Genomic DNA, 19,670 nt, shown 5'->3' with positions numbered 1-19,670 from the left:
GTCGGCGTTGTTGCCGCTGCCATCCTGGTCGCTGTCCAGGGACTCTGACTTGTCGTTCGGGAAGGCGTCGTCGGCATCCTTGATCCCGTCACCATCCCGATCTTTTCCACCCAACACCACGCTCCCCTCCTGCACGGAGAGATGCCAGTGATCGGTCTTAATGGCTTCGCCACTTTGCTGCTGATTACGCAGATCCTGACCTATCTCGCTAGCCCCTTGGCTCAGGAGCGATCCCCCCTGATCGGCCATCTGCTGGGATGTGGTGGGCAACAGCTGTGCCAAGGCTCGTGCCGAGGCGCCGATCAGAGGTTCAGGAGTGGCCACATAATCGAGCGCCGGATCGAGTTGGGGTTGTGCAAGCTCATGGCGCAGCCTGGATAAGGCCTCTTCTGGGGATTGCCCTTCCCGTTGCTGCAAGGTGAGATAGGTCGTCAAGGGGGTCACCAGCTTCGCATCCACCGGAGCCATCATCAGAAAATCTCGCTCGACTGTGCGGTCAGGGTGATCGAGATCCCGGGTCTGGCCAGCGATGGCTCTGGCCATCACAACCGCATCCGTCTTGATTGGAATGGTGAGTCTGGCGCGCCCCAGTTCGTCACTCTGAGTGTTAGGCTCACCCGGATCAATCTCACCGTTACCATTACTATCGAGCCAGACACTGGCGCGATGTAAATAGCCATCGATGATCCTAAGCTCAACCTCCCTGGTCTGTAATGGGGGTACCGACTCGCCCTCGCCACCGCAAGAGACGAGCATCCCGACAAGCGGCATGGCTACCCATGTCGCTCGCTGCTTGGTCAATTTCATTGTTGTTATTCCCGCTGTAGGTATCTGTGTAGGACAAGCCCGCAGTAATACTATCCAGTGGTGTGGCAATAAGCCGTGATCATTGACGACATTTCACTCTTAATGAGACACTTAATAAATAAGGCCTCATTTGTGTTCAAAATTAGCCATGGCTTACGCTGTGATAACATCTACATCAATGCTGCATATTATTGTGTGCTGCAGTGATCCGGCTGCAGATAGCCCTAGTCCGGGAGAACGTCCCCGCCCACATCGGAAAAAGTCAGACTTTTTTCGTCAATCGGCAACCCTAATTGTCACTTTGAGAAGGTTGTGTTCAAGGTTGCCGCCCTATCATCTCCCATTCCAATCATAAAAAGTTACTTTTTATCAGGATGTTAAGTATGTGTATGGAGAAATATGCTGAACGCAGCTGCCAAAATCGCTCCAACAGGAGTGTGATGATGAAGGTGCCCAATGCCGGAAGAGAGGTTTACAAACGCAGCTTGCTGACCCTGGCGCTGCTCAGCGGTCTGAGTGCCTGTGGCGGCGAGACGACCCAGACGGCCCAGACCATGCCCGCCGTCCCTGTGGTGGTCGCCGAGGTCAAGCTGACCGATGTGCCACTCACCACCGAGATGGTGGGAGAGACCGCCGGTTTTCGCGAGATCGATGTGCGTTCCCGGGTCAGTGGCATCCTGCTCAAGCGTACTTATGTGGAAGGCCAGCCGGTTACCGCTGGTCAGGAGCTGTTTCTGATTGACCCTGAGCCCTACAAGGTGGCACTGGAGCAGGCCAAGGGGACTTTGGCTCAGGAGCAGGCCCGTCTCAACAAGGCCCGTGCCGATCGTGATCGCATCATCCCCCTCTTCAAGCGTCAGGTGGTCAGCCGCAAGGACTATGACGACACCATCGCCAACTATGAAGCGGCCATCGCGAGCCATCAAGCCGCTCAGGCCAAGGTAAAGGAGGCTGCACTCAACCTCAGCTACACCCAGGTGACTGCCCCCATCGATGGTATGGCGAGCAAGAGCTCCCAGTCCGAGGGGAGCCTTATCTCCACCAGCGGCGACAACGGCCTGCTCACTACCATCACCCAGTTTGATCCGCTCTACGTCAACTTCTCCTACTCGGAGCAGGATCGCCTCAACTTCGAAAACTCGGTAAAGAAAGGGGTGATTGAGGCGAAAGATGCCACAACCTGGCGCACCCATATCCGTCTGGCCGATGGCTCCCTCTACCCGGAGGCGGGCAAGCTCAACTTCTCCGACAACCGGGTCGATCCGCAGACCGGCACCATCCGTGCCCGCGCCATCTTCGACAACAAGAACGGCACCCTGCTACCCGGCCAGTTTGTCCGCATGACCATCGATCTGGGCCTGCGCAAAAACGCTATTTTGGTACCGCCCCGCGCCATCGTCCAGTCCCAGGCTGACCGCATGGTGATGGTGGTCGATGCCGACAACAAGGTGGTGCCCCGTCCGGTGACTCTGGGCGTAGCGGTCGACTCCGGCGTGCTGATCGAGAGCGGCCTGCAAGCCGGTGAGCGCTATATCGTCGAAGGCTTGATGAAGGCTCGCCCCGGCAACCAGGTGAAACCTGTCTCTGCCGACGAGATGAAGGCGATCACCGGCAAGGTGGTCAGCCAGTCTGCGGCCAAGTAAGGAGCCCGTATGTTTTCCAAGTTCTTCATAGAACGCCCCATCTTCGCCAGCGTGATTTCGATCATTATCGTGCTGGGCGGATTGGCGGCGATGCGGGCCCTCCCCATCGAACAATATCCCCAGATCACCCCGCCGGTGGTCTCGGTGACCGCTTTCTATCCGGGCGCAACCCCGGAGGTGATATCCCAGACCGTGGCCGCGCCGCTGGAGCAGCAGATCAACGGCGTCGAGCGGATGATCTACATTCAGTCGGGGTCGGCCTCCAACGGCCAGATGAACCTCAACGTCTACTTCGAGATCGGCACCGATCCGGATCAGGCCACCATCAACGTCAACAACCGGGTCTCGGCCGCCATGGCCCAGCTGCCGGAAGAGGTGAAAAAGCAGGGGGTGACGGTCAAGAAGAAATCGACCTCCATCCTGCAGGTGGTTACCCTCCAGTCACCGAACGGCTCGTTTGATACCACCTATCTGTCGAACTACGCCCTGCTAAACATCATCGACGAGCTCAAGCGGATTCCCGGCATCGGTGATACCACCTTGTTTGGCGGTACCGACTATGCGATGCGTATCTGGCTGCGGCCGGATCGACTGGCCCAGCTCGAGCTCACCCCGAGCGATGTGATCGGCGCCATTCGCGAGCAGAACACCCAGTTTGCGGCGGGCAAGATCGGTGCCCAGCCCACCACGGCCCCCATCGACTTCACCTACACGGTGCAGACCAAGGGGCGCCTTGAGGATGTGAAGGAGTTCCAGAACATCATCGTCCGCTCCATGCCCGATGGTTCCAAGATCCGGGTCCGCGATGTCGCCCGGGTCGAGCTGGGGGGCAAGGATTATGATCTGGTCGCCCGCGCCAACGGCAAACCGGCCATCGGTATCGCCACCTATCTGCAACCGGGCGCCAACGCCGTCGCGGTTGCCGATGCGGTACACGCCACCATGGAGCGACTCAAGGAGCGCTTCCCGCAAGATGTGGAGTACCAGATCCCCTACGACACCACCGAATTCGTGAAGATTTCTATTGAAGAGGTGGTACACACCCTGTTCGAGGCAATCGTACTGGTGTTCGTGGTGGTCTACCTGTTCCTGCAGAACTTCCGCGCTACCCTGATCCCCTGTATTGCGGTGCCGGTGTCACTTATCGGTACCTTCGCCGGCATGCTGGTGCTCGGTTTCTCCATCAACCTGCTGACCCTGTTCGGCATGGTGCTTGCCATTGGCATCGTGGTGGATGACGCCATCGTGGTGCTCGAAAACGTAGAGCGGATCATGAGCAAGAAGAAGTGCTCGCCCAAAGAGGCAGCCATCCTCGCCATGCAGGAGGTTTCCGGCCCGGTGGTCGCCATCGTGCTGGTGCTCTGCGCCGTGTTCCTGCCGGTCGCCTTTATGGGTGGCATGACAGGAGTGATGTACAAGCAGTTCGCCATCACGGTCGCGGTCTCGGTCGCCATCTCCGGTCTGGTGGCACTGACCCTCTCCCCGGCCCTCTGCGCCGTGTTGCTGAAAGAGGGACACCACAAACCGGCCCGTTTCTTCGTCTGGTTCAACGACAAGTTTGATCAGCTGACCCGCGGCTATGTGCGCGGCGTAGCCTTCCTGAACCGTCGGGTGGGGGTCGCCTTTGCCATCATCGCCGTGCTGATCCTCTCTATCTACGGCCTCTTCCTCAAGGTGCCGGGCGAACTGGTACCGAACGAAGATCAGGGCTACCTCATCTCCGCCGTCATGCTGCCGGATGCCGCCGCGATGAGCCGGACCCAGGTGGTCGCCGACCAGTTCGACCAGATCGCCATGGCCAACGCCAACGTGAAGGATGTGATCACCTTCTCCGGGTTTGACATCCTCTCCAGCGCCATCGTCAGCAACAGCGGCCTCACCTTCATTACTCTGAAGGACTGGAGCGAGCGTAAAGAGGCGGGCGCCGACTCCTTCTCACTGGCCAAAATCCTGCAAGGGATGAGCATGATGGGGCTGGCGGACGGTTTCGTGGCCTCCTTCAACCCGCCGCCCATCCAGGGGATGTCCACCACCGGCGGCCTTGAGGGCTATCTACAGAACCGCGGCTCGGGCAATGCCCATGCCTTCTCAGCTGAAGTGCAGCGCTTCCTCGACGTGGCCAAGGAGCGCCCCGAGTTTGCCAGCGTGACGAGTACATTCCGAGCCAACGTGCCGCAGGTCTATCTCGATCTGGATCGCGAAAAGACCAAGGCGCTGGGGCTGCCGATCAACGCGGTGTTCGACACCATGCAGGCCACCTTCGGCCAGGTCTATGTCAACGACTTCAACCAGTTCGGCCGTACCTACCGGGTGCAGTTGCAATCCGAGGCAGACTATCGCGCCAAGAAGAGCGACATTCGCAACGTCTATGTCCGCTCCGACAAGGGGGAGATGATCCCGCTCAGCAGTCTGGTGACGGTGCGTGATGCCACCGGCCCCGAACTGGTCGAACGCTTCAACATCTTCCAGGCCGCCAAGATCATGGCCCAGCCCGCCTCCGGCTACAGCTCGGGTCAGGCCATCGCCGCGCTGGAAGAGGTCGCCAATGAGGCTCTTGGCAACGACGCCAAGCTGGAGTGGACCGGCTCCGCCTATCAGGAGAAAGCGGCCGCAGGCAGTGCAGGAATGGCCTTTGGTTTCGGTATCGTGATGATCTTCCTCATTCTGGCCGCCCAGTATGAACGCTGGAGCCTGCCGTTTGCGGTGATCACCGCGGTACCGTTCGCCCTGTTCGGTGCCCTGCTCGCTACCTGGCTGGTGGGGCTGACCAACAACGTCTACTTCCAGATCGGGCTGGTGACCTTGGTGGGCCTTGCCGCCAAAAACGCCATCCTGATTGTGGAGTTCGCGGTGATGAAGCACGAGGAGGGGATGAACCTCATCGAGTCGGCACTGGAGGCGGCGCGCCTGCGTTTTCGTCCCATCGTAATGACCTCGCTCGCTTTCATCCTCGGCTGTGTGCCGCTGGTCACCTCCAGCGGTGCCGGGGCGGCCAGCCGTCACGCTCTCGGCTGGCCGGTCATCGGCGGCATGCTGGCGGCGACCTTTATCGCCATCTTCTTCATCCCGCTCTTCTTCCGCCTCATCATGCGAGGATCGGAAAAAGGTGCGAAACAGTAAGGCCGTGCCTGTTGCCCGACTGGATAACCCATACCCCTGCACCTGCGGGGGTATTTTTATCCCATGTTTCCCATGGCGCCAAGGTTCGTGCCTTGACCTTATCCCTGTGGCAAGGTTTACAGTCCAACAATCTGACACCGAAGGATATCCAGTTTGTCACTCATACAGCTTGCTGCAAGATTGCCCTCTGTTGCTCTGGCCCGGCTATTGCTGGCGCTGCTGCTCGCGTGCAATCTGACCCTCTGTATCAGTTGGCAGGATTCTTCCCTCTCGGCCGAGATGACCCAAAGCCGCCCCCGTTCGATAGTGCTGCTCGATTCATCCATGGCGATGGCGGATGGCGAGATCTCTCATGCGATGCACGCCATGGGTCACCCGAGCGATGGCATGACCCTCTCCTGCCATCTGGGGGACGATGGGTCAGCCATGGGCGATGAGTGCCAGATGCAGACCGGCGTCAATGCCCTCTCCCTCGGTCTGATGGCTCTGCTGGGGGTACTGGTCGCCCTGCTGATCTTCCCCCTGCTGCTTGGCAACAACGTCGCAGCGTCACTGCTTGATAACTGGTTGCGGGATCCCTTCCTGCGATCGCGCGGTACCCATCCCCCCTCCTGGCCACGCCGACACCTGATGCTGTCGGTGCTGCGCCACTAGAAAGCGCTTCTCTTGCGGCAGCGGCAGGCCTCGGCTTGCCCGTTTCCTGCCGCCTTGCCTGACCCTGTGCCCCGGCCAAACCAGCCAGCTCACAGGGAGCCGTGCGCGCTGACACAGCTGCGCCCCGTTTGCCGCCAACCCCTTGGGTGATGCCTTGTCCATCTCCCATCCGGCGGCCTGCAAAAGAGAAGACGTATTATGTCACCAGCCCACTTTTCACCGTCCAAGGTTGCTGCCTTTGCGGGCGCATTACCCTCCTGCACTTTCTGCATGCAGATCCGCGCCGGAGGCCAGTCATGAACAAGACCGTCCTGATGTCGGCCCTGCTGCTCGCCCTCGGCGCCGGTGGCGGCTACTGGGCCGCCAAACAGACCACAGCTGGCACCGCGGCCAAGGAGAAGACGCCGCTCTACTGGGTCAACCCCATGGATCCCCGCGACAAGCGCGATGCCCCCGCCAAAGACAACATGGGGATGGACTTTATCCCCGTCTATGAGGAAAAACAGGGCGGCTCACCGGGTACCGTCACCATCAGCCCCGAGATCCAGCAGAACCTGGGGGTACGGCTCGCCAAGGTGGAGAAGCTGCCCATCCACCAGCAGATCGAGACGGTGGGCTACGTCGGCTATGACGAGGACAGTCTGGAGGCGGTCAACGCCCGCATGGCGGGCTGGATCCGCACCCTCGCCATCAAGAGCGAGGGGCAGCAGGTGAGCAAGGGGAGCCTGATTTACGAGCTCTACGCCCCGGATCTGGTCAATGCCCAGCACGAGTACCTGCTCGCCCTCAACACAACCAACCCGCTGCTGCTGCGCGCCGCCGAGGGCAAGCTCAAGTCCCTGCAGGTGCCGGCGGATCAGATTGCGGCCCTCAAGCGCAGCCGCCAGGTGCAGGAGACGGTGCGCATCTATGCCCCCAGCAGCGGTTATGTTTCCGAACTGAAGGTGCGCGAAGGCCAGTATGTGGAGCCCGCCGCAGCGCTCTTTAACATCAGCACCCTCAAGCAGGTGTGGGTGAGTGCCGAGGTGTTCGAGCGTCAGGCGGCCCAACTGAAGGTGGGGGATCCGGTCACCATGACCCTCGACTATGCCCCCGGCCGCAGTTGGCAAGGCAAGGTGGATTACCTCTACCCGACTCTGGATGCCACCACCCGCACCCTCAAGGTGCGGCTGCGCTTTGCCAACCCGGACGAGTTCCTGAAACCCAACATGTTCGCCAAGGTGAGCATTCGCACCGGGCAGGGCGAGCCCCGGCTGGTGGTACAGAGCGAAGCGGTGATCCGTACCGGCAGTCAGGATCGGCTGGTGCTGGCGTTGGGGGATGGCAACTTCAAGTCGGTCGCAGTCACTCTCGGCCCCCAGTTTGGCGACAAGGTCGCCATCAAGGCAGGGGTAGAGGCTGGGGATAACATCGTCAGCTCGGCCCAGTTCCTGCTCGACTCCGAATCGGCCATCGATTCGGACTTCCAGCGCATGACGGCGGTGCGCCCCGCCCAGGTGTGGACCCAGGGCGAGGTTGAAAGCGTCGATCTGGCCAACCGTACCCTGATGGTCTCCCACCAGCCCATCCCCGAGTGGCAGTGGCCCGCCATGGAGATGGAGTTCACCGTCGCCGACGGGGTCGATATCAGCAAGCTGGTCGAGGGGCAGACCCTGCACCTGCAGGTAATGCAGGAGGGGGATGAGTACCGCATCACCACCATCCATCAGGAGAAAACACCCGCTACTCACGGCGACGCCAAGCCTGCAACGGATGAGATGGGAAAGATGGAAGGCATGGACCATAGCCAACACGATATGGGAGCCAAGTCATGATCCCTTCCATCATTCGTTGGTCCATCGGCAACCGCTTTCTGGTGCTGCTATTGACCCTCATGCTCACCGCCTGGGGGCTCTGGTCGGTCAAACAGACCCCGGTGGACGCCCTGCCGGATCTCTCCGACGTGCAGGTGATCATCAAGACCTCCTATCCGGGCCAGGCGCCCCAAGTAGTTGAGGATCAGGTCACCTACCCGCTCACCACCGCCATGCTGGCGGTGCCGGGGGCCACCACGGTGCGCGGCTACTCCTTCTTCGGCGACTCCTTCGTCTATGTGCTGTTTGACGACAACACCGACCTCTACTGGGCCCGCGCCCGGGTGCTGGAGTATTTGAGCCAGGTCGCGCCCAATCTGCCCGCCTCTGCCCGCCCCCAGCTCGGCCCAGATGCCACCGGGGTGGGCTGGGTCTATCAATACGCGCTGGTGGACAGAACCGGCAAGCATGACCTCAGCCAGCTCACCTCGCTGCAGAACTGGTTCCTCAAGTACGAGTTGCAGACGGTGGACGGGGTCTCCGAGGTCGCCACCGTGGGCGGCATGGTGCGCCAATATCAGGTGCGGGTCGACCCGGACAAGCTGCGCGCCTACGGCATCCCGCTCTCCCTTATCGAGACCGCCATCAAACAGGGCAATCAGGAGACCGGCGCCTCCGTCATCGAGATGGCGGAAGCGGAGTACATGGTACGCTCCAATGGCTATCTGAAGAGCGTGGATGATCTGAAGCAGATCCCGCTCGGTACCAATGTGCGCGGCGCCCCGCTGCTGCTGGGGGATGTGGCAGATGTGGTCACCGGCCCCCAGAGCCGACGCGGCATCGCCGAGCTCAACGGCGAAGGGGAAGTCGTGGGCGGCATTATCGTCATGCGCTATGGCGAGAATGCCCAACACACCATCGACGGGGTCAAGGCGCGGCTCGCCCAGCTGAAGAGCAGCCTGCCGGAGGGAGTGGAGGTCGTCACCGTCTACGACCGCTCAGACCTTATCCAGCGCGCCATCGACAACCTCTCCGGCAAGCTGGTGGAGGAGTTCGCGGTGGTGGTGCTGGTCTGCCTCGCCTTCCTGTTCCACCTGCGCTCATCGCTGGTGGTGGTCATCTCCTTGCCCATCGCCATCCTGACCGCCTTCATCGTGATGCACCTGCAGGGGATCAACGCCAACATCATGTCGCTGGGGGGCATCGCCATCGCCATCGGCGCCATGGTGGACGGTGCCATCGTGATGATCGAGAACGTCCACAAACATATGGAGCGCACCGAGCTGACGGAGAAGAACCGCTGGCTGGTGATTGTCGAGGCGAGTATCGAGGTGGGGCCGGCGATTTTCTTCTCCCTGCTGATCATCACCATCAGCTTCCTGCCGGTGTTCGCGCTGGAGGCGCAGGAGGGGCGGATGTTCCACCCCCTCGCCTACACCAAGACCTACGCCATGGCGGCGGCGGCCGGGCTAGCTATCACGCTGGTACCGGTGATCATGGGTTACTTTATCCGTGGCAAGGTGCTGGCGGAACAGGCCAACCCGCTCAACCGCTGGCTGAGTCAAGGCTATGTACCGCTGCTCAAAGCCGTGCTGGCCCGTCCCAAAACCACTCTGGCTATCGCCGCCGTGGTGACGGTGGCGGGCTTCTGGCCGCTCAAGTACCTCGGCTCCGAGTTCATTCCGCCGCTCGATGAGGGGGACATCATGTACATGCCCACCACCGCGACCAATATCTCGGTGGGCAAGGCGCGGGAGATTTTGCAGCAGACCGACAAGCTCATTCGCACCGTGCCCGAGGTGCAGAACGTGTTCGGCAAGGCGGGGCGCGCCGAATCAGCCACCGACCCCGCCGATCTGGTGATGATGGAGACCAGCATCCAGCTCAAGCCACGCGATCAGTGGCGCCCCGGCATGACCCCGGAGAAGCTGAAAGAAGAGCTCGACTCCCTCATCCGCTTCCCCGGCCTCACCAACGCCTGGGTGCCCCCCATCAAGACCCGCATCGACATGCTGGCCACCGGCATCAAGACCCCGGTCGGCATCAAGATAGCGGGGCCGGATCTTAAGGTGATCCAGCAGCTCGGCCAACAGCTTGAACAGATCGTCGGCAAGGTGGAGGGCGCCTCATCGGTCTACGCCGAGCGGGTGGCCGGTGGCCGCTACGTCAAGGTGGATATCGACCGACTGAAAGCGGCCCGTTACGGCCTCAACATCGCCGACGTGCAGGCGGTGCTTGCCACCGCAGTGGGCGGCATGGAGGTGGGCCAGACCATCGAGGGGCGCGAGCGTTACCCCATCAACCTGCGCTACCCCCAGAGCTATCGCGACTCGGTGGCCAGTCTGGAGCTGCTGCCGGTGGTGACGCCGAGCGGGGCGCGCATCGCGCTGGCTGATGTAGCCCGGGTCTACATCAGCGACGAGGCCCCCATGCTGCGCAGTGAAAACGCGCGCCTCAACGGCTGGGTCTACGTCGACATTCGCGGCCGCGATATCGGCTCCTTCGTCGATGAGGCCAAAGCCGAGGTGGGCAAGCAGCTGGTGCTGCCGGCGGGCTACGCCCTCACCTGGTCTGGCCAATACGAGTACATGGAGCGGGCCAAGGCGCGCCTCGCCTACGTAGTGCCACTCACCATCGCCATTATCGTGCTGCTGCTCTATCTGGCGTTTCGCCGCTTCCAGGAGGTGCTGCTCATTCTCACCACCTTGCCGCTGGCGGTGGTGGGGGGGATCTGGACCCTCTGGCTGCTCGACTTCAACCTCTCTGTGGCAGTCGGGGTGGGCTTTATCGCCCTGGCGGGGGTGGCGGTGGAAACAGGCGTGCTGATGCTGGTCTACCTCAACCACGCCTGGGACGAGCTCGTTGCCAGCGGCAAGCCGGACAAGGCGAGCCTGCACCGGGCGGTGATCCATGGCGCCGCCCTGCGCCTGCGCCCCAAGATGATGACGGTGGTCACCATCATCGCGGGCCTCTTGCCCATCATGTGGAGCCACGGCACCGGCTCCGAGGTGATGCAGCGCATCGCCGCCCCCATGATTGGCGGCATGGTGAGCGCGCTGGTACTGACCCTGCTGGTGCTGCCAGCGGCCTATTACCTGTGGCGCAGTCGCAGCCTTGGCAAGAGCACGAACCCGCAATCCGAATAACCCGATTTCACGATCCATATTGACTGAACGATAAGGAAACCATCATGAACTACAAAACGCTGACCCTGACCCTGCTGCTTGGCCTTGCCACCCACACCGGCCTGCAGGCCGAGGAGATGATGAACCATGCCGGCCACGACATGGGCCAGATGAGCCAGATGGAAGGCATGAACGAGATGGGCGAGATGGCGATGACCCAGGGGGTCATCACTCGCATCGACGCAGCCAACGGCAAGGTCGGCATCAAGCACGAGGCGATCGACAACCTCAAGATGCCCGCCATGACCATGGTGTTTCGGGTAGCTGAACCGGCCCAGCTCAAGGCTCTTAAGGTGGGGGATGCAGTGCGCTTTCACGCCGAGAACCCGGGTGGCAAGCTTACCATCACCCAAATCAAGCCGCAGTAAATGCCCGGCCCGCTCCGGGCTACACGGGTAAGCAAGAGGGAGGCAACCGCCGTGAGGCCCTATGCCCCTTCTTCAAGCAACTCGGCGAGCTGTGCGAACAGATCGAAACGGTGGCGATGGATATGAACACCGCCTTCGATCTGGAGGTAAAGCAGCACGGCTCTCAGAGCGAGGTGGTGTACGACCTGTTCCATGTCACGGCCCGTTATGGTCGCGAGGTGATTGACCGCATCAGAGTCGCTCAGGCCAACGCACTGCGCCATGACAAGCCTGCCCGCAAAATGGTCAAGCAGAGTCGTTGGCTGCTCCTGCGTAACCGGGAAAATCTCAACGCTGAGCACCTAAATGACATACTCGATGGCATGCCAGGAAATCAAATAAATTAAAAAGCCCAACCTAATCAACAGGTTGGGCTTGGTATGTGGCGGAGAGACAGGGATTCGAACCCTGGGTGGCATTGCTGCCACAATTGATTTCGAGTCAATCCCGTTCGGCCACTCCGGCATCTCTCCGTGGGAAAAGAGTTTTACCCAAGCATGGCCGAGGATGCAATAAAAATTTCTTAGATATCAAGTAACTGAATCAGATATCTGGGAGCAGGTTCACAATGTGGCACGTGCTGTTCGCGTTGTGAGGCCACCTGCATAGTCCCGCATCCCCCCGCTCGCACACTCGGCCTTTATCCATATCATGATATTCTCCCATTGCCATGGAACGTCTCTTTTTCGCGCCTGGCGCTCAAACATATGGAAGATGTCGATTTTAGCAGGTTTCCTATGTATCCCCACATCATGGCGGGTACGCAGCAAGCTGGTAATCATGGGCTGATTGAGGAACAATCGCGCCATCCTGGCGGTTATGTTAATGATCTTCCGCCCCGATTGAACTGATGGATCTTCTTATGCGATTGCCGAAACTCAAGCCCCTATCTCTAACATCCGCTCTTGCCATGCTGCTGGCAGCAATCCTGCTCTACGCAGCGCCGGCAGAGGCCAAACGCTACCCGCTGCCACCGGCAGGAAGTCGCCTCATCGGTGAGCTGGAAGATTATATTATCCAGCAGGACGATCATCTGGAGCTGGTAGGCAAACATACCCAGATTGGTTTTTTGGCGCTGCTGGAAGCAAATCCCGGTGTAGACCCCTATTTGCCCAAACCGGGCACCCGCTTGACCTTGCCAACCCAAATGCTACTACCCGATGTGCCTCACGAGGGGATCGTCATCAATCTTCCCGAACTTCGCCTCTACTACTTTCCCAAAGCGAAAAGCGAGGTCATCGTACTGCCCATCGGGATTGGTGATCTCGGCCGCGAGACTCCCGAGATGACCACCACCGTCATCGAGAAGAATCCCAACCCGACCTGGGTGCCCGGCCCCATGGTGCGCAAATCCTGGCTGGAGCAAAAAGGGATCACCCTGCCCGCCGTGGTGCCCCCCGGCCCGGAGAACCCCCTCGGCAAGTTCGCCATGCGCCTTGGCTATGGCAAACGCGACTACCTGATCCACGGCACCAACAAGGATTTTGGCGTTGGCCTGCGTGTAAGTGCTGGCTGCATCCGGCTGCGACCTGACGATATCGAAGCCCTGTTCAAGATTGTGCCGATCGGCACGCCGGTGCGGGTCATCAATCAACCTGTCAAGGTCGCCATCGAGCCGGATGGTCGCCGCTGGCTGGAGGTGCACTCCCCGCTCTCTCGCACCGAAGAGGAGCTTGAAAATGGCGCCCCGCTGATGCTATCACCGGCCATAGAGAGCTTTATCAGCGCCCCTGACGTGATGCAGGATGAGGTGACGGCGGCGTTGGAGAGCAAAAATGGCCTGCCCCGCCCCATCAGCAGCCAGCTTGTCAGTGGTTAAGTCACCAGCGCCCGAGTCCCACTGGAGTCACCTTATGAAATACCAGCCCCTCGTACTCCTGTTTGCCTGCCACTCTTTGTGGGCAAAAGACATCCTCTGGATGAACAATGGCGATCGTCTGACCGGCAGCATCGAGGAGGTGACCGAACAGTCGGTACGCATCGCCTTGCCCTACAGCGGCGTTGTCACCGTCCAGCGGGAAGCCATCAAACGCTGGCGTATCGATAAACAGGACAAGCCCAAAGTAATGGCGAAAGGGGGGCTCAAGCTGTTCGAGAATGACAAGGATGAACGCAATGCCTGGCTCTGGAGCGGCAACGGCGATTTCAACATCAAGATCAGGGACAGCAATAAAAAAACCAATAACGTCAATGTCAAAGGTACGACTGAAGTGGCCAATCTCGACTGGCGTTACAGCCTGTCAGGAGAATATAACTATGAGACCACCAACCGTGTCACTGATAGCCATGACTACAAGCTGAATCCCACCCTCGACTACTTCCTTGATCAGCACTGGTTCATTCGCAGTTCGCTCAATGCCGAATATGACATGCTTGATGACAACTACCTGAAGCTCGATTTTGGTTCAGGTCCCGGTTATCGCTTCTGGAATGACAAAAAAAGGCGCCTTGAGCTTATTGCCCAAGGGGGGATGCAACGGGCCTACTATCGCAACAATGAGCAGCTGAGCATATTGTATTCAAACTCACAAACCATCAGCTATCCCATCGGAGAGCTCAGCTGGGACTACCGCCAACCACTCTCTTTCTGGCTACAGCCATTCGAGCTATTCAGCAAAGGAAGCTATACCAAATATCTGGCTCAACCCTCTCCCTATATTATTCTCCAGCAAGATATCTCTGGCACTATCGGTCTTCGCTACTACTTCAGCGACCATCTGCGTCTCTCGTGGAGTAGTGAAATGGAGCGTTTAGATGGGGAATTCAATTTGGGACCACTCAGCCAATCTCTCAACCAAACTGATTACAAGCACCTTCTCAGTCTGGGAGCCAGTTTTTAAGTCAACAGCAAAGGGCTGCTGCGCCTGGAGATGGGGCACTTCAAGCTTTAAAGAACGCTGAAAAGCAAAACGGCTGCCCGAAGGCAGCCGTTTTTTATTCGGGATATCCCCGTCATTCAGTATCTATCAACCACGCAGGGCGGCGATACGCTGCTCGATGGGCGGGTGGCTCATAAACAGCTCGCTCATGGAGCGCTTGCCGTTGATGCCAAAAGCCATCATGGAGCCTTCCAGCTGCGGCTCGGCACCGCGGGAGAGGCGCTCAAGGGCGGCAATCATCTTGTCGCGACCGGCCAGCTTGGCGGCACCGGCATCGGCACGGAACTCACGCTGACGGCTGAACCACATGACGATGATGGAGGCCAGAATACCGAACAGCATCTCCAGCACGAACACGGTGATCATGTAGGCAAACCCGCCGGTACTGCTGCTCTCTTCATCGTTATTCGAGCTGAAGAAGTTGCTGATCACGCCGGCCACGATGCGGGCGAAGAACATCACGAAGGTGTTCACTACCCCCTGGATCAGGGTCAGGGTCACCATGTCGCCGTTGGCCACGTGGCTCACCTCGTGGGCCAGCACCGCTTCCGCCTCGTCGCGGCTCATGCTGTAGAGCAGGCCGGAGGAGACCGCCACCAGCGAATCATCGCGGCGGGCACCGGTGGCAAAGGCGTTCATCTCGGGGGAGTCGTAGATCCCCACTTCCGGCATCTTGATGCCCGCTTCACGGGCCTGGCGAGCTACAGTACTCACCAGCCAGTGCTCTGTCTCGTTACGGGGCTGCTCGATAACCTGGACGCCATAGCTGCGCTTGGCCATCCACTTGGACATCAGCAAGGAGATAAAGGAACCCCCAAAACCGAACACGGCACAGAACAACAACAGCCCGGAAATGCTGGACTTGTTGATCCCCAGAACCGAGAACAGGATATTGAGTACCACCCCCAGCACCAGCATGACGGCCAGGTTGGTCACCAGGAATAGCATAATTCGCTTCATATAGACTCCTTGTGAAGATAAAGGACATGACCGGGGATCACTCGGGATCCCCACCTGATCATGTTAATGTCGACATTCTAGGGAGATTCGATGAATGTTCGCTGAATATGCCGTCACAGTAGCGGCGAGATATCGAGACGCCCCTGCAAATCGGCTTCAAGCGGATTGTTTATAAACGGAATTTCGCCGAGGAAGGGAGCTGGCAGCAACCCCCTCAATGTGTCCAGATTTTCCTGATAATGGCTCATGGAACCATGGAGCCGATTAATTACCCACCCCGCCACCGGCAGCTGATCATTGCGAATGGCGGCAAAGGTGAGCAGCGCATGGTTGAGGCAACCCAGCTTGGCCCCCACCACCAGAATCACCGCCATGTTCTCCCGCTTCACCCAGTCCGACAGCAGATGCTTGCGATCGAGCGGCAGATACCAGCCCCCCGCCCCTTCCACTACCGCCAGTTCGGCCCCTGCCTGTTCAATCTTGCGCAGCCCCTCGCTCAACCCCTGCATGGTGATAGGCTGGCGCGCCTCGCTGGCGGCGATATGGGGCGCAATCGGCGGCTCATAGGCGAACGGATTGACCACCTCATAGGGCAGCGGCAGGCTAGCCGCCTCCTGCAACAGAACTGCATCGAGGTTGCGCAGGCCGTCCGGAGTGCGGGCACATCCGGCCGATACCGGCTTGTAGCCCGCGCACTTGATTCCCTGTGCGCTGAATTCACGCAACAAGGTGCGCGCCACCAGCGTCTTGCCCACATCGGTATCGGTGCCGGTGATAAAGAATGTTTTCATACGGTTCTCTCCTTGGCAGGGAGTGGCACACTGCCCTGCACATACTGCGATTCCCGGCACTCAGCGAGACTTGCTGATACGGCCGAGGCACACCCGATAACTGGCAACCAGCCTGCCATCGGGCTGGCGAAACGCCTCATACGCCTGAGCCAGCTGCTGCAATCTGGCGCGACCGCTCAGACCGGCCGGAGCGTCGTTTCCCTGACTGTCGTTGACCTGATTGGCCCCGATCCCCTTGAGATCGCGCAACAGCTGCGGCAATTCAAGATAGGCGAGCTCCCAAGTGATACAACGCAGCTCGGGAGCAACTACCCCGGCACTAGCCAGCGCCTGCTCCAATTGTGGCAGGCTGAGGAAGCGATTGACATGGGCACGACCATCAAGCTGCTGCCAGGCGGCTCGCAACTGCCAGAGCGACTCATCGAGCAAGGTCGAGAAAAAGATCTGGCCGCCCGGTTTGACCACCCGCTGCAGCTCGCCGAAAGCCTGGGCCGGACGCTCGCACCACTGCAGCGCCAGACTTGAGAAAACCCAGTCGAACGCGTTATCGGCGAAAGGAAGCTGCTCCGCATCGCCGCAGAGCAGGCGAGCACCGCTGCCACGCAAGGCAGCCTGCGCCAGCATGCCGGGGGCGAGATCCAGCCCCACAAGCTGGTGACAGCGATTTGCCAGTTGGGGCAAGAAAAAACCGGTGCCGCAGCCCAGATCCAGCCCGCTCACCGTCAGATCAGTGCCAACCGGCCTGCTCGGCATCCATTCCAGCAGCGCCTGACCCACCTCCTGCTGAAAGCGGGCGTGGGCATCGTAATGACGAGCTGCGGCGCCGAAACGGCGAGCAAGCTGCACCTTGTCGACCGTTTGAAAACGCTCAGCCATGGTGAGCCTCCCCAACCGTTGTTGCAAAAGGGCTGGCACCCAAGGCATCGAGCAGACGATCCACATCCTGCTCACGGTGAGCCGCGCTCAAGGTGATGCGCAGCCGGGCCGTACCGACCGGCACTGTGGGCGGGCGGATGGCGCCAGCCCAAACGCCGCGATCCCGCAGTCGCTCGGCCAGTTGCAAAGCAGCAAAGCTCTCCCCCACCAGCAGCGGCTGGATCGGGGTATCGCTCGCGCCAAGCTGCCAACCCTGCGCCTTTGCCCCTTGCCGGAAGCGGGCGATCAGCTGGCCAAGATGGGCGCGGGACTCATCAGCCGCGCGCACCAGTTCGATGCTCTTGCTGACCGCGCAAGCCTGCGCGGCGGGCATATGGGTGCTGTAGACATAGTGGCGAGCGAAGTTGACCAGATACTCCACCAGTTCGCGACTGCCGCCGACAAAGGCACCGGCAACCCCGAGCGCCTTGCCAAAAGTGCCCATCTGGATGTGTACACAGGCCGGGTTCACCCCTTGTGCGGCCAGGGTGCCGCGTCCCTCAGGGCCCAGCACGCCGAGGCCGTGGGCATCATCGATCATCAACCAGTTGCCGCTCCGGGCTGCCAAGGCCGCGAGTTCACCCCAGGGGGCCTGATCCCCGTCCATGCTGAACACCCCTTCCGAAACAATCAGCCCGCGATTGGGCTCAAGCTGCCGTTCAAGGGCCGCCATATCGTTGTGGGCAAAACGCTTCATCTTGCAAGGGAGCTGACTGCCCATCTCCTGCAAAGAGGCGTGGTTGAGTTTGTCCTGCCACAGCAGATGCTCCTTGCCGAGCAGCGCTTTGAGCACCGCCTGATTGGCGGCAAAACCGCAATTGAACAGCAGTACCGCCTCCACCCCGAGCCACTCGGCCAGGGTCTCCTCCAGCTGTTGGTGGGCACGGCTGTAACCGGTCACCAGCGGCGAGGCGCCGGAGCCCGTACCATAACGCTCAACCCCCGCGTTGAAGGCGGCCTTGATGGCGCCGTGATCTGCCAGTCCCAGATAGTCGTTGGCGGAAAAGTTGAAGTATTCGCGCCCTGCAACCCTGAGCCTCCCGCCACTCGCCCCGTCGGTCGCGATGCGGTTGCGCAGCAGACCCACCTGCTCGCGCTCGGCCAGCGCCGTGCCCAACCCAAAGGGGCCCGTTACTGCAGGGCCGTTCATGACCGAGCGGCCCCTGCACGGGGGCGGGTGGCGTCATAAAACATCTCGGTGGGCTCGCTCTGGCGACTCACCTCGGCCAGCAGCTCCTCTTCTTGAACCTGATCCGGCTTCTGGGCGCGCTGGGCGGGGCGAATGCCGAGCCGCTTGAACAGCTGCATATCGCTGTTTTCGTCCGGGTTGGGGGTGGTCAGCAACTTGCAGCCATAGAAAATGGAGTTGGCCCCGGCCATAAAGCACATCGCCTGCATCTGCTCGTTCATCTTCTCCCGCCCGGCTGAGAGGCGCACATGGGAGGCGGGCATCATGATCCGCGCCACGGCGATGGTGCGGATAAATTCGAATGGATCGAGGTTCGCCTCGTTCTCCAGCGGCGTTCCCTTCACCTTGACCAGCATGTTGATGGGCACACTCTCCGGGTGGCGCGGCAGATTGGCCAGCGCCATCAAGAGGCCCGCCCGATCTTTCGCCTGCTCGCCCATGCCGACGATACCACCGGAGCAGACCTTCATGCCGGCGCTGCGCACATGCTCCAGGGTATCGAGACGATCCTGATAAGTGCGGGTGGAGATGATCTCGCCGTAAAACTCCGGCGAGGTGTCGAGGTTGTGGTTGTAGTAATCGAGCCCCGCAGCGCCAAGACGGGCCGCCTGATCGGCGGTGAGCATCCCCAAGGTCATGCAGGTCTCCATACCGAGCCCGCGCACCTCCTCAATCATCCGGATGATGTAGGGCATGTCCTTCTCTTTGGGGTTGCGCCAGGCGGCTCCCATGCAAAAGCGTGACGAGCCGTTGGCCTTGGCTTCGCGAGCCCGCTCCAGCACCTTTTCCACCTCCATCAGCCGCTCGGCCTCAAGACCGGTGTGATAACGGGCGCTCTGGGGGCAGTATTTGCAATCTTCCGGGCAGGCGCCGGTCTTGATGGAAAGCAAGGTGCTCACCTGCACTTCGTTCGGGTCAAAGTGGGCGCGGTGGACAGTCTGGGCCTGAAACAGCAGATCGTTGAATGGCAGAGCAAACAGGGCCTGAACCTCGGCGAGGGTCCAGTCATGACGAAGGGCGTGACCGCCCGCGGTGAGAGCATTCATACATGGCTTCCGGTTGTTATTAGTGGGATCCTGCGCCCGCCATCTTGGGATGGTCAGCTACAAAACCCGCCGCCGGGCCCGCGCGCTCAGGGTGATGCGCAGTGCCAAGTGGCTGAAATTGTTGGCTAGTGTAGAGAGCACGCGTAGACTGTCAACACCGACCAGATCAAATAAATTGACAACAGAACACAAAATGACCAACCAAGAATTCGACCTGCACCACATCTGGCACCCCTATACCTCCCTCACTCACCCCCTGCCCTGCTATGAAGTGGCCAGCG

At 60.3% G+C, this 19,670-nt stretch carries 13 protein-coding genes, 1 tRNA gene and 2 pseudogenes; 9 read left to right on the top strand and 7 right to left on the bottom strand.

Annotation, left to right across the window (positions count from 1 at the left end; all coding sequences use genetic code 11):
* Positions 1 to 807: pseudogene (locus ACRAUW_RS10400) on the bottom strand (hypothetical protein); the annotation flags it as partial.
* Positions 808 to 1,250: 443 nt separating this feature from the next.
* Here ACRAUW_RS10400 and ACRAUW_RS10395 point away from each other — a divergent pair.
* The 7 genes and pseudogenes from ACRAUW_RS10395 to ACRAUW_RS10365 all read left to right on the top strand — a co-directional run.
* Complete coding sequence (locus ACRAUW_RS10395) at positions 1,251 to 2,450, top strand: efflux RND transporter periplasmic adaptor subunit (protein ID WP_431362219.1); 1,200 nt, start codon at positions 1,251 to 1,253, stop codon at positions 2,448 to 2,450.
* Between the two features lie 9 nt (positions 2,451 to 2,459).
* On the top strand, positions 2,460 to 5,570 hold the full coding sequence (locus ACRAUW_RS10390) for an efflux RND transporter permease subunit (protein ID WP_431362217.1): 3,111 nt from the start codon (positions 2,460 to 2,462) through the stop codon (positions 5,568 to 5,570).
* Positions 5,571 to 5,723: 153 nt separating this feature from the next.
* Entirely contained in the window at positions 5,724 to 6,224 is a 501-nt protein-coding gene (locus ACRAUW_RS10385; RefSeq protein WP_431362216.1) for a hypothetical protein, read from the top strand.
* 296 nt (positions 6,225 to 6,520) lie between these two features.
* A complete protein-coding gene (locus tag ACRAUW_RS10380) occupies positions 6,521 to 8,038 on the top strand; it encodes an efflux RND transporter periplasmic adaptor subunit (protein WP_431362215.1) in 1,518 nt (505 codons plus the stop codon).
* Positions 8,035 to 11,163, top strand: a complete 3,129-nt coding sequence (locus ACRAUW_RS10375) for an efflux RND transporter permease subunit (protein ID WP_431362214.1) — start codon at positions 8,035 to 8,037, stop codon at positions 11,161 to 11,163. The genes ACRAUW_RS10380 and ACRAUW_RS10375 overlap by 4 nt, the downstream gene beginning before the upstream one ends.
* Positions 11,164 to 11,207: 44 nt before the next feature.
* Positions 11,208 to 11,570, top strand: a complete 363-nt coding sequence (locus tag ACRAUW_RS10370) for a copper-binding protein (RefSeq protein ID WP_431362213.1) — start codon at positions 11,208 to 11,210, stop codon at positions 11,568 to 11,570.
* Between the two features lie 41 nt (positions 11,571 to 11,611).
* Positions 11,612 to 11,929 (top strand): annotated as a pseudogene (locus tag ACRAUW_RS10365) (transposase); the annotation flags it as partial.
* Between the two features lie 63 nt (positions 11,930 to 11,992).
* On the opposite strand, the gene ACRAUW_RS10360 reads toward ACRAUW_RS10365, so the two are convergent.
* Positions 11,993 to 12,082 (bottom strand) — tRNA-Ser (locus ACRAUW_RS10360).
* 437 nt (positions 12,083 to 12,519) lie between these two features.
* Between ACRAUW_RS10360 and ACRAUW_RS10355 the strand changes: the two genes are divergently transcribed.
* Complete coding sequence (locus tag ACRAUW_RS10355; protein ID WP_431362218.1) at positions 12,520 to 13,428, top strand: L,D-transpeptidase family protein; 909 nt, start codon at positions 12,520 to 12,522, stop codon at positions 13,426 to 13,428.
* 34 nt (positions 13,429 to 13,462) lie between these two features.
* Complete coding sequence (locus ACRAUW_RS10350; protein ID WP_431362212.1) at positions 13,463 to 14,449, top strand: DUF481 domain-containing protein; 987 nt, start codon at positions 13,463 to 13,465, stop codon at positions 14,447 to 14,449.
* A 126-nt stretch (positions 14,450 to 14,575) separates the two neighbouring features.
* Here the strand turns inward: ACRAUW_RS10350 and htpX are convergent, their stop codons facing one another.
* The 5 genes from htpX to bioB all read right to left on the bottom strand — a co-directional run bounded on the left by htpX (position 14,576) and on the right by bioB (position 19,389).
* Positions 14,576 to 15,448, bottom strand: a complete 873-nt coding sequence (htpX, locus tag ACRAUW_RS10345; protein WP_431362211.1) for a protease HtpX — start codon at positions 15,446 to 15,448, stop codon at positions 14,576 to 14,578.
* Positions 15,449 to 15,561: 113 nt separating this feature from the next.
* Complete coding sequence (gene bioD, locus ACRAUW_RS10340; RefSeq protein WP_431362210.1) at positions 15,562 to 16,239, bottom strand: dethiobiotin synthase; 678 nt, start codon at positions 16,237 to 16,239, stop codon at positions 15,562 to 15,564.
* Positions 16,240 to 16,299: 60 nt separating this feature from the next.
* A complete protein-coding gene (gene bioC, locus ACRAUW_RS10335) occupies positions 16,300 to 17,115 on the bottom strand; it encodes a malonyl-ACP O-methyltransferase BioC (protein ID WP_431362209.1) in 816 nt (271 codons plus the stop codon).
* Entirely contained in the window at positions 17,108 to 18,304 is a 1,197-nt protein-coding gene (bioF, locus tag ACRAUW_RS10330; protein ID WP_431362208.1) for an 8-amino-7-oxononanoate synthase, read from the bottom strand. Before bioF ends, bioC begins: the two co-directional genes overlap by 8 nt.
* On the bottom strand, positions 18,301 to 19,389 hold the full coding sequence (bioB, locus tag ACRAUW_RS10325; protein WP_431362207.1) for a biotin synthase BioB: 1,089 nt from the start codon (positions 19,387 to 19,389) through the stop codon (positions 18,301 to 18,303). Before bioB ends, bioF begins: the two co-directional genes overlap by 4 nt.
* Positions 19,390 to 19,670 lie beyond the last annotated feature (281 nt).

This window comes from Aeromonas sp., from assembly GCF_050633025.1.
In the GTDB taxonomy this organism is placed as follows: Bacteria; Pseudomonadota; Gammaproteobacteria; order Enterobacterales; family Aeromonadaceae; genus Aeromonas.
The sequence above is the reverse complement of the archived record's forward strand: the minus strand, read 5'-3'. Positions and strand labels throughout refer to the sequence as shown.

What these genes read in the sequence shown, in the direction of transcription:
- bioD (WP_431362210.1), bottom strand. Translation starts at nt 16,239, where the DNA reads ATGAAAACATTCTTTATCACCGGCACCGATACCGATGTGGGCAAGACG.
- bioF (WP_431362208.1), bottom strand. Translation starts at nt 18,304, where the DNA reads ATGAACGGCCCTGCAGTAACGGGCCCCTTTGGGTTGGGCACGGCGCTG.
- bioB (WP_431362207.1), bottom strand. Translation starts at nt 19,389, where the DNA reads ATGAATGCTCTCACCGCGGGCGGTCACGCCCTTCGTCATGACTGGACC.
- htpX (WP_431362211.1), bottom strand. Translation starts at nt 15,448, where the DNA reads ATGAAGCGAATTATGCTATTCCTGGTGACCAACCTGGCCGTCATGCTG.
- ACRAUW_RS10395 (WP_431362219.1), top strand. Translation starts at nt 1,251, where the DNA reads ATGAAGGTGCCCAATGCCGGAAGAGAGGTTTACAAACGCAGCTTGCTG.
- ACRAUW_RS10375 (WP_431362214.1), top strand. Translation starts at nt 8,035, where the DNA reads ATGATCCCTTCCATCATTCGTTGGTCCATCGGCAACCGCTTTCTGGTG.
- ACRAUW_RS10370 (WP_431362213.1), top strand. Translation starts at nt 11,208, where the DNA reads ATGAACTACAAAACGCTGACCCTGACCCTGCTGCTTGGCCTTGCCACC.
- ACRAUW_RS10350 (WP_431362212.1), top strand. Translation starts at nt 13,463, where the DNA reads ATGAAATACCAGCCCCTCGTACTCCTGTTTGCCTGCCACTCTTTGTGG.
- bioC (WP_431362209.1), bottom strand. Translation starts at nt 17,115, where the DNA reads ATGGCTGAGCGTTTTCAAACGGTCGACAAGGTGCAGCTTGCTCGCCGT.
- ACRAUW_RS10355 (WP_431362218.1), top strand. Translation starts at nt 12,520, where the DNA reads ATGCTGCTGGCAGCAATCCTGCTCTACGCAGCGCCGGCAGAGGCCAAA.
- ACRAUW_RS10390 (WP_431362217.1), top strand. Translation starts at nt 2,460, where the DNA reads ATGTTTTCCAAGTTCTTCATAGAACGCCCCATCTTCGCCAGCGTGATT.
- ACRAUW_RS10380 (WP_431362215.1), top strand. Translation starts at nt 6,521, where the DNA reads ATGAACAAGACCGTCCTGATGTCGGCCCTGCTGCTCGCCCTCGGCGCC.